We start from the raw sequence: 16,702 nt of genomic DNA, 5'->3' as shown, positions 1-16,702 counted from the left end.
TTTTTGGGGAGTCGCCAAGTTGGTCAAGGCACCGGATTTTGATTCCGGCATTCGAAGGTTCGAATCCTTCCTCCCCAGCCAGACGACGAACCGGGCAGGCCACGCGCCTGCCCGTCTCGCTTCCGGCTCCACAGATTTTCAATTTCGGTACTGGAGAATCGGTCATGCCCCGTGGCAGCCTGATGGTCTTCACCGGCAACGCCAACCCCAAACTCGCTGCCGATGTCGTACGCCGCCTCGGCATCACACTCGGTTCTGCGACGGTCGGTCGTTTCTCCGATGGCGAGGTCAATGTCGAACTGCTTGAAAACGTCCGCGGCAAGGACGTCTTCGTCCTGCAGCCGACCTGCCAGCCGACCAATGACAACCTGATGGAAATGCTGGTGCTGGTGGATGCGCTCAAACGCGCTTCGGCCGGCCGCATCACCGCTGCCATCCCCTATTTCGGCTATGCCCGCCAGGATCGCCGCCCGCGTTCGGCGCGTGTGCCGATCACGGCCAAGGTCGTCGCCAACATGCTGCAGGCCGTCGGCGTGCAGCGCCTGCTGACGATGGATCTTCACGCTGACCAGATCCAGGGTTTCTTCGACGTGCCGGTGGACAACGTGTATGCCGCCCCGGTGCTGCTGAACGATCTGGACAAGCAGAAGTACGACGACCTGATGGTCGTGTCGCCCGACGTCGGCGGCGTGGTGCGTGCGCGCGCCTTTGCCAAGCGTCTCGAGTGCGATCTGGCCATCATCGACAAGCGTCGCCCCAAGGCCAATGTGGCCGAGGTCATGAACATCATCGGTGAGGTCAAGGACCGCACCTGCGTGATCATGGACGACATCGTCGACACCGCCGGCACGCTGTGCAAGGCCGCCACGGCACTCAAGGAAAACGGCGCGCGTCGGGTGCTGGCCTACTGTACGCATGCCGTACTGTCGGGCGCTGCCGCGGCACGCATCATGGATTCCGATCTGGACGAACTGGTCGTGACCGACACCATTCCGCTGCGCGAAGACGCGCGCGAGTGCTCGAAGATCCGCCAGGTTTCGGTTGCATCCCTGCTGGCCGACACCATGCTGCGTATCAGCAACGAGGAATCGGTCAGCTCTCTGTTCATGGAATGATTTTCGGCCTGCAGCGTTTGCTGCGGGCCTCTTTACGATCCGTCTGGTCGCGGGCGGATCATCTTCAACCACTGGAGTACTGCAATGAACATCGAATTCAAGGCCACCAAGCGCGTGGATCAGGGCACGGGTGCGAGCCGCCGCCTGCGTCGCGCTGGCCAGCTGCCGGGCATCATCTACGGCGCCCATCAGGACGCCGAGGCGATCACGCTCGACCATAACGAGCTGTATCACCTGCTGCGCAAGGAAGCGTTCCACTCTTCCGTCCTCAACGTCGTCGTTGAAGGCAAGAAAGAGACCGTCATCCTGCGTGACACCCAGTGGCACCCGTACAAGCAGCAAGTGCTGCACATCGACTTCCAGCGCGTCAGTGCCACCGAGAAGCTGCACATCAAGGTGCCGCTGCACTTCGTGAACAGCGAAATCAGCCCGGCCGTGAAGCTTGGTGGCCAGATGATCTCGCATGTCATGACCGAGATCGACGTCGCCTGCCTGCCGAAGGATCTGCCGGAGTTCCTCGAGATCGATCTGTCCAAGATTGAGAACGACCAGTCGCTGCACGTTTCCGACATCGCGCTGCCGAAGGGCGTCGAAGTGGTTCATCACGGTGAAGGCAACCCGGTTATCGCTACCGCCCTGAAGACCGGCGGCGGCTCCGCCGACGACGCGGCTGAAGACGGCGAAGGCGGCGAGGCCGAGGCCTGATCGGCACCGCACGCTGACCGATGAGCTCCGCACCCGTGCGCCTCGTCGTCGGCCTCGGCAACCCCGGGGCCGAATACACCGAAACCCGGCACAACGCCGGGTTTTGGTTTTGTGAGCGTCTCGCCGACGAGCTCGGCGTACGCTTCGCACCCGAATCCCGTTTCCACGGCCTCGCGGCCAATGCGCGCAGTGCCGGCGCCTGGCTGTTGATGCCGCAGACCTTCATGAACCGCTCGGGCCAGTCGGTCGGTGCGCTGGCGCGCTTCTATCGCATCCAGCCGGCCGAGATCCTCGTGGTGCATGACGAACTCGACATTCCGCCCGGCCAGCTGCGGCTCAAGTTCGGTGGCGGACTGGGTGGCCATAACGGCCTGAAAGACACTTCGGCCCACCTCGGCACCAACGATTACTGGCGCCTGCGTATCGGTATCGGTCATCCAGGCGATCGCAACGAAGTGGCCAATTTCGTGCTCAAACCACCGCGCCGCGAAGAGCAGGAAGAAATCGACGCCGCCATTGATCGCGCCCTGGGCGCCTGGCCGCTGATTGCCGCAGGCAGCTGGACCGCCGCGACGACCCGACTCAACACCCGCCCGAAGCCGGCGAAGAACAAGGAAGAACCCCAATGAGCCTCAAATGCGGAATCGTCGGCCTGCCCAACGTCGGCAAATCGACCCTCTTCAACGCGCTGACCAAGGCCGGCATCGAAGCAGCCAACTATCCCTTCTGCACCATTGAGCCCAACGTTGGCATCGTCGAAGTGCCGGACCCGCGTCTGGCCGCACTGTCGGAAATCGTCAAGCCGCAGAAGATCCAGCCGGCCATCGTCGAGTTCGTCGACATCGCCGGACTGGTGGCAGGTGCCTCCAAGGGTGAAGGTCTGGGCAACCAGTTCCTCGCCAACATCCGCGAAACCGACGCCATCGTGCACGTCGTGCGCTGCTTCGCCGACGACAACGTCGTGCACGTCTCCGGCTCGGTCAATCCGATCCGCGACATCGAAGTCATTGACACCGAGCTCGCCCTTGCCGACCTCGCCACCATCGACAAGGCCATCAACCGGTACAAGCGCCCCGCCGCCGCCGGCGACAAGGAAGCCAAGAGCCTGCTGCCGGTGCTCGAGAAGTGCCTCGCCCAACTCGACCAAGGCAAGCCGGTGCGTGCGCTCGATCTGGCCAAGGACGAGTGGATTGCGATCCGCCCGTTCTGCCTGATCACTGCCAAGCCGGTGCTGTATGCCGCCAACGTGGCCGAAGACGGTTTCAGCAACAATCCGCATCTGGACGCCGTGCGCGCCCACGCGGAGGCTGAGGGTGCTCAGGTGGTCGCATTGTGCGCTGCCATCGAAGCCGAGATCGCCGACCTGGAAGACGCCGACAAGAAGGACTTCCTCGAATCCATGGGCCTCGAAGAGCCGGGCCTGGATCGCCTGATCCGCGCCGGCTACACCCTGCTCGGCCTGCAGACCTACTTCACCGCCGGCGTGAAGGAAGTGCGCGCCTGGACCATCCACGTCGGCGACACCGCCCCGCAGGCGGCCGGCGTGATCCACACCGACTTCGAGCGCGGCTTCATCCGCGCCCAGACCATTGCCTTCGACGATTTCATCCAGTTCAAGGGTGAGTCGGGCGCCAAGGAAGCCGGCAAGATGCGCGCCGAAGGCAAGGATTACGTGGTCAAGGACGGCGACGTTCTGAACTTCCTGTTCAACGTCTGAGCCTTCGCCCCTTCTCGTGATTGCAAAAGGCCTCTGATCGACGATCAGAGGCCTTTTTGTCTGTATCTTCGGAATGCCTCACACAACACAGGAAATGGGCGCCGGAACGGATGTTCCGGCGCCCATTTGCGTTCAGCAGGCCGCTCCGTCTTCGCCGCTCAGAACGTCGCCAGCACGTTCAGGAACCAGCCACGACTGCGGTAGGACAAGTCGGTCAGGTCGTCCGAGTAGGTGGTGAAGTTGTAACCCACGCCCACCTTCACGTGCTCGCCGACATGGCGATACACCCCCAGCAGGAAGCCGGCACGCGCATCTTCCGCTTCGTCGGCACGCAGCTTGCGCCACTCGACCACCGCATCCCACTCGCGCACGAAGTGCCAGTCTGCCCGCAACACCAGCAGATCGGCGCGGCTCGAGAACCACTCGCTGTCGGGGTTGGTGAACTTGAGCTCACCGATCCGCACACCATACTTCGCGCCCAGCGACAGCCACGGACGGAAATCCCACACCGTATCGACCGACAGCACCTGGCTGCGCTGCGCGTAGTCTGCCGAGCCACCGCTGGGCGAGCGCTGCCCGGAGGACGGCACGTTGTGATAGTTGGTGTACTTGAACAGCGTGTTCCAGCGGTCGTTGTTGATCGGGCGATAGGCTGCACCGAGCACGATCTCGTGGAAATCGCCGTCCCAGAAGTTGGCTCCGCTGTTGCTGCTGCGCGAGAGGTTGAACTTGCCGATCAGGCGCCACGACGGATCAAGCTGGTAGCCCAGCGAGTTGCGCATCAGCCAGGTTCGGCCCACGCCGAAGTCGGACTCGTCACGGCGGAACTCCACACTGCCGGCGTAGCGCACCCGATCATGCTTGTAGCCGATCGACAGCCCCAGCGCGCGGCGTTTGAAGTCGCCCGCCAGCGGGTCGGTGATGCGACCGGTTTCGAAGGTCGCGCCCATGGTCCAGCGGTCGGTCGGCGCCAGATCCACACCGAAGGCGTGGGTCAGGCCCTGCGGACCGGCACCGTGGGTGTAGCGGTTCTCGCCGAACACCCTGGCCGTTTCGCTGACACGATAATCCGCGCCCGTAACCCACGAACCGTGACGGCCACGCCAGGCGTATTCCGGGTCTTCGGTTTCGATCACGTAGTTCAGGTAGGCATTGCTGCGATCACTGATGCGGTAGTCAGCACCGAGCAGTCCCCCCGGGCCACCATCGCCCCCGGAGGCTTCGGCACGCAGGCGCACGCGGTCATTGACCTGCACGCTGCCGCCGGCACCGACGCGGTTGTTGTCGTCGCGCTCGCCCGACTTCGCCACCGTGCCCTGCACGTAGGCGTAGGTCGCCCAGTCTGCAACGGTGCCGTCTTCCGTCAATGGCTGGTAATCGACGCGACCGATTACGTCGGTACGCCGCCCTTGCTGCGCAAGCGTCGGGCTGGCGATCAGGCCGGGCGCCTTGTTGTCGCGCTCGTCCTGACGCACGCCGATGGAGGCCGCCCATTCTTCGGTCACGCGATGCTGCCAGGCGAGCTCGACGTTGTGGCGATCCTGGATGTCGCCTTCGCGCTGGTCGGCCTTGACCGTCACGCGGTCGGCGTCGGTCACGTCGACTTCGGCGCGCACGCCAACCTGGGTCACGGCTTCACCCGCTACCGAGATCTGCCCCGGACCGCTGTACCCCGCTTCGCGATCCTGCCAGTAGGCGGTCACCGATCCGTTCGTGTCTTCCGTTACCTCGGCCAGATCGATGCGCGCCTCGATGCGACGCGCATCGGCCGATACATCGCTGCCGCCTGCCAGACTGTCCTGGAAGCCGAAGCCGCCATCGACCGATGAGGTCAGCGTGCCGGCTGCGCCGGTCGAGCGCGCGAATTCGGCCTTCAGGGTGGTGCCCGCTGCCACGCGCACGGTGATGTCGAGGCCCTTCAGGGTCTGGCGAGCTTCACCTTCACCCTGGCGGAAGCCGGTAACGCCCAGCATCACGTGATCATTGAGCCAATGGCTGGCGCGCAGACCGACGGCCAGGCTATCGACCTTCTCGACGCCGGGCACGTACTCGTAACTGACCACCAGATACAGCGGGTTGCCGGACGATGGCGAAGTCTGCACCAGACCGCTGGCGCTGCCGGTCGAGGGCAGCGGGCTTTCCAGCATCAAACGGCCCTGCAGATAGCTCACGTCGTAGTCCAGACCGGCCGTGAGCATGCGGCGTTCGAGCACCAGACCGGAGTCGCGGTCGCGTACTTCGATCCAGGCGCGCTCGGAACCCACCGTGATGTCCTGGTTGCGCAGGTAGTACAGCGAGCCGCCGGTGCCGCGGAACTCCTCGCGGGCGGGCAAGGTGCCCGGATCGGCCGCGAACACTTCAGCGTGCGTACGGCGCTCGCCGAAACTGGTCGCCTCTTCGGACACGTAGCGGCCGCGTGCGCCGTACAGGCCGCGTGAATACTGCGCCAATTCGCTGCCCGACCAGGACGTGTGGAAGTTGCCCCACATCACCTGCGAATCGCCACGTTCGAGCCGCACGTAGAACTTGCCCTGCGTCGGGGCGTCATCCACCGTCGTGCTGTCGTCGCCATACACGGGGTAATAGGCGTCGGGGTCGATGTTGCGCAGCAGGTAACGCGGGTCTTTCGACGAGAAGTTCGAGAACAGATGCTTGAACGGCTGTTCGCGGGTGTCGGCGGCGGCGGTCAGCAACCACTCGCCCTTGATCTTGCCCTTGAGGTAGAAAGCGCCACGGCCATCCACATAGGTTTCGTTGCGATAGTGGTCGTCGTCGCCGGTAATCAGCTCGGCGTTGTCGCGGTGATTGACGGCGTTGCGACCGATCGTCAGATCGCCGACGGCGACGTAGAACCAATCGTCATCCGGAATCGACACGTTGCGGCGGAACAGCGCCGAATCGCCGTTGGCCTCATCCACACGCACTTCGACCGAATGCGGGCCGGACGGCATGATCTGGCGCACCACGAAGCGGCCATCGCCATCCACCGGCACCGACAGCCCCAGCGCATGCACGCTCTGCCCCTGGGCCAGACGGGTACCGCTCACCGTAACCGTGCCGCCGCGCACCGGGATGTTGCGCAGGGACAGCGCGTTTTCACCCCAACCGGTCAGTGCCTCGCGTGCGTCCACGTCGCGATCGGCCAGAGGACGCGGCTTGGACGAAACCGTCAGCGTCTTGATGGCGGTTTCGTCGTAACGGCCGGCGCTGTCATACACGCGCAGCACGTACTGGTAATCCGCATCGCGCAGATCGCCGGTGGGGAATATCGCCCCGTCCTCGTCGCGCGCCGGCACCGACCACGCCAGCGGCTCTTCCCAGCCCAGCGGCAAAACTGCGGTCGGCTTGCCCTGGGGCGCCTCACCCGCATGGAACAGGCGCAGCTCGGCGCGCTCGATCCACGCCACATAGTTGGCGTAACCACGGAAATGCACCGTGCTGCCGCGCTCGGCCACATCCTCTTCGACCCACACGTTGAGCGACGGACGGGCAGCCAGATCGTCGTACTTGATCTGGATGTCGGCCTGCGCCAGCGCAACGTCGGTGCAGCGCTGACGATCCGCCTCACTCATGCCGCCACGTTCGCCATCGAGACTCATTGGCTCGCCGTCGACGGTCACGCGAAACGGGAGGTCAATCGAGCCTTCTGCAGCGCATGTACTTTGCTGACCAGAGGGCAAAGCAACGGGCTGATCGGCATACCACGCCGAGATCTCGACGCGCCGGTTGCGCGCCATGCCCTCAGGCGTGGCGTTGTCGGCCACCGGGCGATCCGGCCCGAAGCCGGCCAGACTGATGGCCTCGGCCGCCAGACCAAGCTGCCCACGCAGGTACTCGGCCACCGCCAGCGCACGCGCCTCGGACAGCCCCTGGTTGCTGCCGAAGCGCTCCCGCGCCCGCGGTGACAGACGCTGGCTGTCGGTATGACCCGTCACCGCCAGACGAATGTTCGCCTTGCCGCGCAGATCGTTCAGCAGCCCATCGAGCACCGTGCGCGCTTCGGGCGTCAACTCGGCATCGCCGGAGCTGAACGCCGCTGCGCCACGCCCTTCGTCGAGCTCCAATTGTTGTTGCGGGGGCTGCTCCGGCGCAGCTGCGGCACGCATCGCCGCCAGATCACTGCGCGTCACGCCGGACGGCAGCGGCCACAGCACTTCACTCTGCCGCTCGACCGGCGAGGTGACACCCCGCGGTTCGACCCGCCGGTTATCGACGCGCTTGCCTTCAGGCTCCTGCGCGCCTTCCTGCGCCGCGACCCCCAGTGCCGGCCAGGCCGACAGAGCCGCAAGCGTGGCTACGACAGTCAGTTTGTACGGCATGGCACGATGTACGCGATGCGCTTTCATTTCCGCTCTCCTTGCGCGCTGGCCGCGACATCGATGAGTTCCGTTTCAACAATCAGGGGTGGGCCTTCGTCCTCCTGCTCGCGGTAAGCCTCGGTCAGCGTGTGGCGCAGGCCGTCGAGCCGCTTCTGCACTTGCTTTGCGTCCTCTCCGGCAGCCACGCGATAGGCCAGACGGGCGACCGAGGGCTGTGCAGAGAGCGCCGGCATCAGGCTCTTGAGCTTGCCGGCCCAGTCCGGCGCGAGCGCCTCGCCTTCACCGAAGGCACGCTGATCGACCTCGATGCGGAAGACCTTGTGCACCGTGGCGCCGAAGTTGAGCTTGGTGAGCTTGCCGCGCGTGGCGCGCACGGCACGCGGGTTCTCGGTGGTGATGCGGTAACCGGACGGCAGCGTGCGTTCGTCGAGCTTCATGACGAAGTTGCTGCCGCGATCACGCTGCGGGATCACCGCGCACGAGACGTGGAAGCGACCATCGGCATCAGCCGTGACCAGCAGGCCACGCGCGGTGACGACACGCACATTCGGGATGCCCGGCTCGCCTTCGTCCTGGTAGCCGTTGGCGTTACGGTCGTCGAAGACCTTGCCGATGATGTCGGAGCAGTCGAACACCGGATCGGGGATGACCCGCACCAACGCCGAGCCGACGTTGGACACGCGCTCCTCGACCAGCTGGTTCATGGCCCAGGCGAGGTTGGTGTACTCACCCTCACCCACACCGGCACCCACCACCAGCACGACGCGGAAGGTCTTGGTTTCGCCCGCCGCGAAGTTCATGTCACGCCATCTCAGCAGGCGGTTCTGCGCACGCGGCTCGACCGGCACGAAGACACTGCTGCTGCCGTGGCGCACGCTGGCGCTGCCGCTGCGATAGCGGAAACCGGGCGGGATCTGGTCGACCACGTCGATGCCCGAGAGCGTCGCGCTCAGGGTGTTGGTTGCGGTGATGGTGTAAGGCACCAGACCACCCTTGACGATGTTCACCAGCGGCGTCGTCTTGACGATGCGGATGGCACCTTCGAGCACCGGATCGAGCGGGATGTGGTTATTCAGCACATCGGCCGAGGTACCCGGCGTCAGGTTGAACGTCAGGTAATACTGCGTGGTGGTCGCGGTACCCGAGATCGCCGCTTCGCAGGTCAGCGGTTCGTGCTGCGTGGTGCCCGACGACGGCGCCTCGTTGGACAGCGTAACCAGTGCGGGCGAAGGCACGGCACCGATCGACGGCGTGTTGGCGCACGCCGGAATGATCGTGGATACGCCCGGCACATACGCCGGCGGCACGGTGACGGTCAGCGTATAGACGCCGGCCGGCGCACTCGGCGTAAGCAGGAACTGGTAGAAGCCCGTGACACCGGTCGTGAAGTTCTGACCCGCCTCACCGCCGACCAGGTGGTCGGCCGGGTTGAAGGCACCCGGCCCTTCGATGGTCACCACCGCACCCGGCACCGGCTGACGGGTCACGGCGTCGTACACCACGCCGGCCGGGTCGAGCGGAAGACTTTGCTCGACCACGTTCGCACCCGGCGCCAGCGTGAGCTCGCTCAGCGTTCCGCCACCGTTGTCGGCACCGCCCGGGTTGGCCGACGGATCGACAGCGCCCGGCGTGTAGCTCACACCACGCTCATTGGGCACCGGTCGCCCGAACACCATGCCGGTGCTCGGCTCGCGGAAACGGATGTCGTAGCCGCTGCCCGGCGCCAGGTTGTTGAAGCTGTACTCGCCCTGCTCGTCGGTCGTGGTGGAGCCGACCTGCACGCCGTTGAGCCACAGTTCGACAGTCCAGTCCGGCACGCGCGGCTCGCCCGAATCGAAGACCCGGTCGTGATTGACGTCGCGCCAGACCTTGCCCGACACGGACGAACGGTTCAGCACCTCGGTCGGGTCTTCGGCCGTGTTGTTGCTGGTGAAATCAGGCGGCTCGTTGCCGCCGGAAATGGTGACGGTGTTGAGCAGCATCTGATCCAGCACGGACTCGGCCACCTCGACACGCAGCGTGATCGGCTCACCCGGGGTGCCGGCCGCAATCACGGCCGCCGTGGTGCAGGTCACGATCTGACCCGACACGCCGCACTCCCAGCCATTGCCGCTCGGCACACCCAGCGCGGTGATGCCACCGGGCAGCGTGTCGACGATGGTGATCACGCCGCTGGTATCCGACAGGCCGATGTTGCCCGGCTGGATGGTGTAGAAGCCCGTGCTCGAGCCGGCACCGAAAGTGGCCGGTGAATGCGACTTGGCAATGGTCAGGTCAGGCGCATCGTTGTCCGGCACTTTCGGGAAGTTGTTCTCGCCCGAAACGCGATTGGTGCCGGAAAGATTCACGCCCGTGAGTTCGCTCGAACTCGGGGTATGGGCCGGCGAACCGCCGGTGGTACCGGCAACCGGGTTCTTGTTGGTCGCACCGTCGGGCTGGCCCGGCTGGGTGATGGTGTAGTTGTTGCCCTCGGGCACGCCGGTGAAGGCGTAGCTGCCGTCGGGGTTGGTAGTGGTGTTCAGCGAAACCGGATTGCCGTTGATGTCGTTGCCGGTCAGCGTCACGGGCAAGCCGCCGATGCCGTGGTCCACGCCATTGAGCAGATCGTTGCCGTCGTAGTCGAGGAAGACGCGGCCGGTCACGCTGCGAGTGGCCGACATCTCGGCAAAGTCATTGCCGAGCGAAGCCTCGCCCGAGCCCAGCACGATGCCTTCGATCTGGCTCTTCACGTCAGGCGTGTTCGGGTTGCTCGGAACGCCCGACGTCGTGCTGCCGGTGCCGGCGGTGGTCTGGCCGTTGGCCGTGCCTTCGGGCTGGTTCGGCTGGAGCACGCGGTAGGTGCCCGGCTCCAGATTGGCGAACTCATAGCTGCCATCGGCGCCGGTAACGGTCTGCGCCTCATCCAGCCAGTCCGGGCCGACAAGACGCTGCAGCCGGATGACTTCACCCGGCAGCGGCGACTCGGTGCCTTGCTGCGTGCCGTCGTTGTTGGTATCGACGAAGGCCTTGCCGGCAATACGGCCGTACTCCAGCTCGCCGAAGTTGTTACTGGTGGCCAGCATCGGCGTGACGCCGGCGCCGGTCAGCTCAATGCCGGTGATCGTGCTGGGCACGCTGGCGACACTGCTTGCCGTGCCACCTGCGCTGCCGGCAGTCGTCTGGCCGTTGATCGTGTTCGGTGGCTGATTGGGTTGCCGCACCTGATACAGGCCGTCGGGCAGTTCGAGGAAAGCGTAGTTGCCCAGGCTGTCCGTCACCGTGCTCTCACGCAGCACGTACTGACCCCCGTCGTGCTCCCACAGCTCCACAACCTGGCCGGAAACGCCCGGCTCTGCCGATTCGGCAGCACCGTTGTCGTTCTCGTCCATGTACACCTTGCCGGTGACGGCATGGTTGGTACTCACGGCCAGCACGGCCGTGCCCGGCTCCGGGTTCGGGCCGACGCTGGTTTCCAGCTCACCGGCCGGGATCAGGTTGTTGTACTGGCCCGGCGCACTAGCCGTGACATCGACGGCGATGACGCAGCCGCCAACCGGGATCGTGGCGCCGCTGGCATAACGGATGCGCGTGTTGGCACCGGCACCGGAATCGAGCAGCGAAATCGAGCCCATCGTGCAGGTGGTGGCCCCGGCATTGATGCCGGTCGCCGTCATCGCGCCCGGCGTCTGCGGCAGATCGTCGTTCAGATGCGCGGTGAGCGTGATCGGCGAATCGTTTTCGTTGCCTAGCAGGATGCGCAGCGTGGACGTCCCGGCAACCGGGATCTGCACCGGGTCAAAGTACTTGCCCAGCGTCGGCGGCTCAGGGACCACGAACTGGTCCTGCGCCGGGTTGGTATTGGTCGCACCCTCGGCACTCTGCACCGCGGATTCCGGGATGGTGTTGAGATAGGTGCCCGAAGCATTGCTCAGCACATCCACAGCGATGGTGCAGCTGCCGTTGGCCGCCAGCGTCGCACCGGTGAGGCGCACGAAGTTACCCGAAGGTGTGGCCGTCACGACACCATTCGTGCCGCTCGTGCAGTTCGCCACTGCGTTCGGCGTGGTGGTGTTGAAGCTGCCTTGCGGATAGGTATCCGTGAGCCGGACGTCGGTGATTGCCGAGTCGTTGGGGTTGCTGATGGTGATGGTGAGGCGGTTGGCCTGGTTCACCAGGCGCTGCGGGTTGGCGTAGCTCTTGGTCACCGTCAGCGGATCACGCACCTCCAGCGTGCCGGTCACCGGCTCACCCGGCGGGATCAGCACCACTTCATCCACCGTCACCGAATCCGGCGGCAGCGTGTTGACGTAGGTGCCGGAACTGTCGGCCGTCATTTCGACGGTGACTACGCAGGACGAGTCGGCCTGCACTGTGCCGTTGCTCAGTTCGATCCGGGTCGGCGTCACTGCCAGCACGCCGCCGCAAGTGGTGCTGGCGTTGTGCGGATTCGCCGGCACCAGGCCCGGCACCAGCGTCAGGTCATCGACGATGCTCAGATTCGACAACCGGATGGCGCCGCGGTTGGTAACGCGAATGGTCATCAGCGACGGCTCGCCCGACGCCACGCTGACCGGCGAGAAAGACTTGTCCACGCCGGCGCGCGCCACCGTCCCGAGGTTGGCCGGGAAGGTGTTGCTGTTGGTCACGTTCTGGTCGTTGGTGAGCCAGCCCGGCTGCACGGTATTGGTATGCGTGCCGGTGCGATTGAGGCTGACGTTGACCCTGATCTCGCAACTGCTGCCAGCGGCAATGGTGGCGTCCGACAACTCGATCCGGCTGCTGCCGGGGACCGCGCTCACCACCCCGCCGGCGCAGGTGGTGCTCGCCTGCAGCGGCGCAGCCACCTCGATGGCCGCCGGCATGTCATCCACCAGGCCGGCGCCTGTAAGTTCGACTGCGCCCGGTTCGTTGTTGTTGATGGTGATCGTCAGCAACGAGGTCTCGCCGAGCGTCGTCAGCGTGTCGGGTGCAAAGCCCTTCTGCACGAACGGCAATCCGGCGCCGCCCAGCTTGCTCAGCTGAGCCTCGGTGGAAGTGTTCGTTTCCAGCCCGCCGTCGGCCGTGACGGCACCCGGCGGCAAGGTATTGACGCTGGGGTTGGTGCCCAGCGAGCCATCCGTGACGACGTTGAAGGAGAAAGTGCACGAAGTCGCCGCAGGCACCTGCGCGCCTTCCAGGCGTGCTTCGGTCGTGCCGGCCGTCGCGGTGATGGCCACCGGGCCCGCGCAGGTGGTGCTGGCGGCGGGAGACTCGGCCACCAGCAGACCGGTGCCGGCGAGCGGGTCGACCACGCTCATGCCGGTAAGCGCGGCGCCACCGTTGTTGCTCACCGTGATGGTGACGCGCGAGACACCGCCGTCCGGGGCCACGGTGCCGGGCGAGAAGCTCTTGGTCACCGCAAAGGTGGGGGTCACCACCAGCGTGGATTCGGCGGCCTCAGCCGGCACGACGGAGCGGCCGTCGCGCGCATCCGTTGCCTCGACGTTCTCGGGTGGAATCACGTTGGGGTAGCTGCCGGCCAGCGCACCGACCACGTTCACCGAAACCCGGCACGAGCCGCGCGCGGGAACGGTGAGGCCGCTGACTCGAAATTCCGTGCGCCCGTCGAGATAGGCATAGACCGGCGTTCCGCTGCAGGTCGTGGCCGCGCCGGGCAGCGGCGCGACGACCAGCTGACCGGTGCCGCCGCTGGTGTCCTGCGGCAGCTCGTCGATGACGCCGACGGACTCCAGATCCCAGAAGCCATTGTTGAACAAGGTGATGGTCAGCACCGAGGCCTGACCCTGTGTGGCCGGGCTCGGCGAGAAGCCCTTGGCAACGCGCAGATGCTGGGCGCTGACGGCCGAGGCCACGAGCACCGACTGGTTCTGCCCGCCGACCTGCACCGTGCAGTCGCCTGAGGTGCAGTCAATGCCGGCATTGGGCTGGGTGCTGAGGTCGTTGCTGATGTTCGCGCCCGATGGCCAGTTGGCCGGGACCAGTGCGTGAAATTCGACGTAGCACGCGCCGTTCTGCGCGCCGCTACCGGCCGGAACCGTAAGCCCGGAGAACACGGCGGTGGTCGCGCCATCCACAGGGAATACCGGCGACCCGCCGCAAGTCGTCAGCGGATCGGTTCCGCCGAGGGTGGCACTGGTGGCCACCCGCAGTTGCGCACCACCCGTCTGCGGCAACACGTCGGTCACGCTCACACCGCTCACGACGGCCGCCGAATAGTTGCGCAACGCAACGCGGAAGCGCACCAGATCGCCCGGCACGGGGCCGACCGAACTCAAGGCCTCGCCCTGCGGACCGACGAAGGTCTTGTGCACGGTGAATTCATTGAACACCGTGACGTCGTCGCTGGCCGAGCCGGTCTGGCCCGAGATCAGGCCGATGTCCGGCAGCGTCTGCGACCAGTCGGCGTGCGCGATGGTGTTGGTGTAGGGAACGATGTTGCCGGCATCGGTGTTCGGACCGGCGGCCTGCACATCCACCTGCACCGTGCAGCGCGTGCCGGTCGAGGTGGTGTTGGCCAGCGCAGTGCCGCCGGCGAGGCTGACAGTGCTCGTGCCGGGGTCAGCCGTCACCACACCTGCGCCGCATTCCTGCACGCTCAGGCCGTTGGGCGTGGACACCACCATGCCCGCGGGCAGGTTGTCGGTGAAGCTGACGCTGGCATCGTTGTCCGAGCGGTTCGGCAGCGTGATGGTCATGCGCACCGGCTCATCGGGCCGCACGCTGTCGTACTCGAAGTTCTTGCCGAGCGTCACCGGCGACTGCACGGTGATGCCGGCCGTGGCGGCGCTGTGGCCCATGTTGCGGTCGTTGGCGACGGCGTTGGCCGGTACCGTATTGGTGTTGCTTGAGGTGTTGCCGTTGGCGGCGTTGCCGCGCACTTCCCAGGTCACCGTGCACGACTCGCCGGGATTCAGCGTATGCCCGGCGTCCAGCGTGATCGTGACGTTGCCCGTGGTTCCGTCGGCCGTACCCGCGCCGCAGGTGCCGCCCGTCACCGTGCCGGTTCCGCTGACGTTGGTCGGCAGGTTCTCCGCCAGCCCGGTGATCGTGGTCGCACGCGGCCGGGAGCCGGGATTGCTGACGGTGATGCTGATGGCGCTCGTGTCGCCCATCCGGATGGTGGTCGGGTTGAAGCTCTTGCTCACCGACAGCGTGCCGAGCGGGCCGACGGTCAGGCCGATCTCGGCGTTGCCGGCGTTGCTCACCGGCGTGCCGCCCTCGTCTCCAGTGAACCAGCCGGCATTGACTGCCGAGGTGTAGGAAGTGGTCGACGGCGGATTCACCGCGATGCGTACGTCCACCTCGACCGAGCAGGTGCCGTTGATGCCAGCACTGGCTGCCGGAATGGTGGCGCCCGTGAACTCGACATTGCGCCCGCCTGCCACCACGACCGGAGCACCGCAGGTGCTCTGAGGATTGGGCAGCGCCGCGATCTCGAACTCCGGCGGCAGCACGAAACTGCCGCCCGGAACGGCCAGCGCGCCATCCGTAACCTCGATCACCGCCGAGTTGGTGACGGTGATACGCAGCGTGCGTACATCACCGGAATAGGCGGTGGACGAATCCGTGTAGGCCGTCGTCAGCGACACTTCCGCCAGCGCAGCCGACGTGGACAAGCCCAGGGCCGAGGCCAGCAGCAACGCCGGCACCTTGCCACGCAGCGCAGTCGTGAACTCTTGCCACAGACTGGTGGTTCGGGGCGGGGCAAGGTTCCTGATGGAACTCAGGGACGATGGGCATTGGTGTCTCATGGCGGCTCGCGTGGCGTGAAAAAACAAAAACGCCGTGACCTGGGTCACGGCGTCCGATGGCGTTCCACGCTGTTCTCAATCCGCGTACGGCGAAAGCAATGGACCCCCCGGAAGCAGCGCGGAGTTTATGAACTCGTGCTATTCCGCTGGGTCACGTTCACCGTCGATGACTGACCGAAGCTCTCGTTCCTGACAGCAGACTCACAAAGCGGCGTGAAAACAGCCACGCCGAGCCCGTTTACCGCTTAAAAACCATTGAACTGATGTCGCACGAAGACGACAGGAGCCCCCCTGAGAAGGGTGAAACGGATGCCGGAAACATGTGTTCCGGACCGCAACGCCCCCTACAGGGAGAGGATGAAACCGTGCCCGCGCACGGCCCGCAGCGGCAGTTCGCTGCCCGCCTCGCGTTTCACCTTGCGACGCAAACGGCTGACCAGCACGTCCAGGCGATGATTGTCGTAGTAGTCGAGCCGATGCCCGAGGGCCTGGATCAGGCTGTCACGCGAGGCCACTTCGCCCGCGTGTTCGAAGAGATACTGCAACAGGCTGCGCTCAAGCGAGGTCAGCGGCACGAGCACGCTACGCGGCGCAAGCAAGGACCAGCCATCCGGCGCCAGCGCCCAGCCCGCAGTTGCCTCCGGGGAGACTTCCTCACCGACCGCCGATACCGCCACGCTCGCCATACGACGGCGCACGCTGACCAGGGTGGCCACCAGTTCGCGCAGATCCACCGGTTTGACGAGGTAGGCATCGCCCCCCTGCATCAAACCGCGCACGCGATCTTCAGTGGAACCGCGGCCGGTGAAGAAGACGATGCCCATGTCACGGATCTCGCGCAGCGAAGCCGCCACCGCAAAGCCATCCTCGCGCGGCAGCCCCACGTCGAGCACGACGATGTCACACGGCCCGGCCAGCAGACCGCGGTACAAGCCCGTCGAATCGTGAAAACCGCGCACCTCGAAACCGAAGTCGCCCAGCCCGGCAACCAGTTCTTCACGCAGGTCTTCATCGTCCTCGACGACACATACGCTGATGCCATCTCCCGGCTTCGATCTGGACGTCAGGCCGTCCGCCTCACTCGCACATGAATACTCATCTGAACTCATAGCCCGA

The 16,702-nt window shown here is 65.6% G+C and carries 7 protein-coding genes and 1 tRNA gene; 5 read left to right on the top strand and 3 right to left on the bottom strand.

Annotation, left to right across the window (positions count from 1 at the left end):
• Positions 1-4: 4 nt before the first annotated feature.
• From AC6H0R_RS10450 to ychF, 5 genes are all read left to right on the top strand, one after another.
• Positions 5-81: transfer RNA gene (locus tag AC6H0R_RS10450), tRNA-Gln, on the top strand.
• 83 nt (positions 82-164) lie between these two features.
• Positions 165-1,115 carry a ribose-phosphate pyrophosphokinase gene (locus tag AC6H0R_RS10445; protein ID WP_497581309.1) on the top strand — a complete coding sequence of 317 codons (951 nt, stop codon included), beginning with the start codon at positions 165-167 and terminating at the stop codon, positions 1,113-1,115.
• 84 nt (positions 1,116-1,199) lie between these two features.
• Positions 1,200-1,820, top strand: coding sequence for a 50S ribosomal protein L25/general stress protein Ctc (locus tag AC6H0R_RS10440; RefSeq protein ID WP_497581308.1), 621 nt, complete (start codon positions 1,200-1,202; stop codon positions 1,818-1,820).
• Positions 1,821-1,840: 20 nt separating this feature from the next.
• Positions 1,841-2,449 carry an aminoacyl-tRNA hydrolase gene (gene pth, locus AC6H0R_RS10435; RefSeq protein WP_497581307.1) on the top strand — a complete coding sequence of 203 codons (609 nt, stop codon included), beginning with the start codon at positions 1,841-1,843 and terminating at the stop codon, positions 2,447-2,449.
• Entirely contained in the window at positions 2,446-3,537 is a 1,092-nt protein-coding gene (gene ychF, locus AC6H0R_RS10430) for a redox-regulated ATPase YchF (RefSeq protein ID WP_497581306.1), read from the top strand. The genes pth and ychF overlap by 4 nt, the downstream gene beginning before the upstream one ends.
• A gap of 158 nt (positions 3,538-3,695) precedes the next feature.
• Here ychF and AC6H0R_RS10425 read toward each other — a convergent pair whose 3' ends face one another.
• The 3 genes from AC6H0R_RS10425 to AC6H0R_RS10415 form a co-directional block, all read right to left on the bottom strand.
• Positions 3,696-7,883, bottom strand: a complete 4,188-nt coding sequence (locus AC6H0R_RS10425; protein WP_497581305.1) for an OmpA family protein — start codon at positions 7,881-7,883, stop codon at positions 3,696-3,698.
• A complete protein-coding gene (locus AC6H0R_RS10420; RefSeq protein ID WP_497581304.1) occupies positions 7,880-15,586 on the bottom strand; it encodes a DUF7933 domain-containing protein in 7,707 nt (2,568 codons plus the stop codon). Before AC6H0R_RS10420 ends, AC6H0R_RS10425 begins: the two co-directional genes overlap by 4 nt.
• Before the next feature lie 344 nt (positions 15,587-15,930).
• The gene (locus AC6H0R_RS10415; protein ID WP_497581303.1) at positions 15,931-16,695 is read right to left on the bottom strand and encodes a response regulator transcription factor; all 765 of its coding nucleotides are present in this window, start codon (positions 16,693-16,695) and stop codon (positions 15,931-15,933) included.
• Positions 16,696-16,702 lie beyond the last annotated feature (7 nt).

The organism is Pseudazoarcus sp. NS36 (assembly GCF_059703705.1).
The sequence above is the reverse complement of the archived record's forward strand: the minus strand, read 5'-3'. Positions and strand labels throughout refer to the sequence as shown.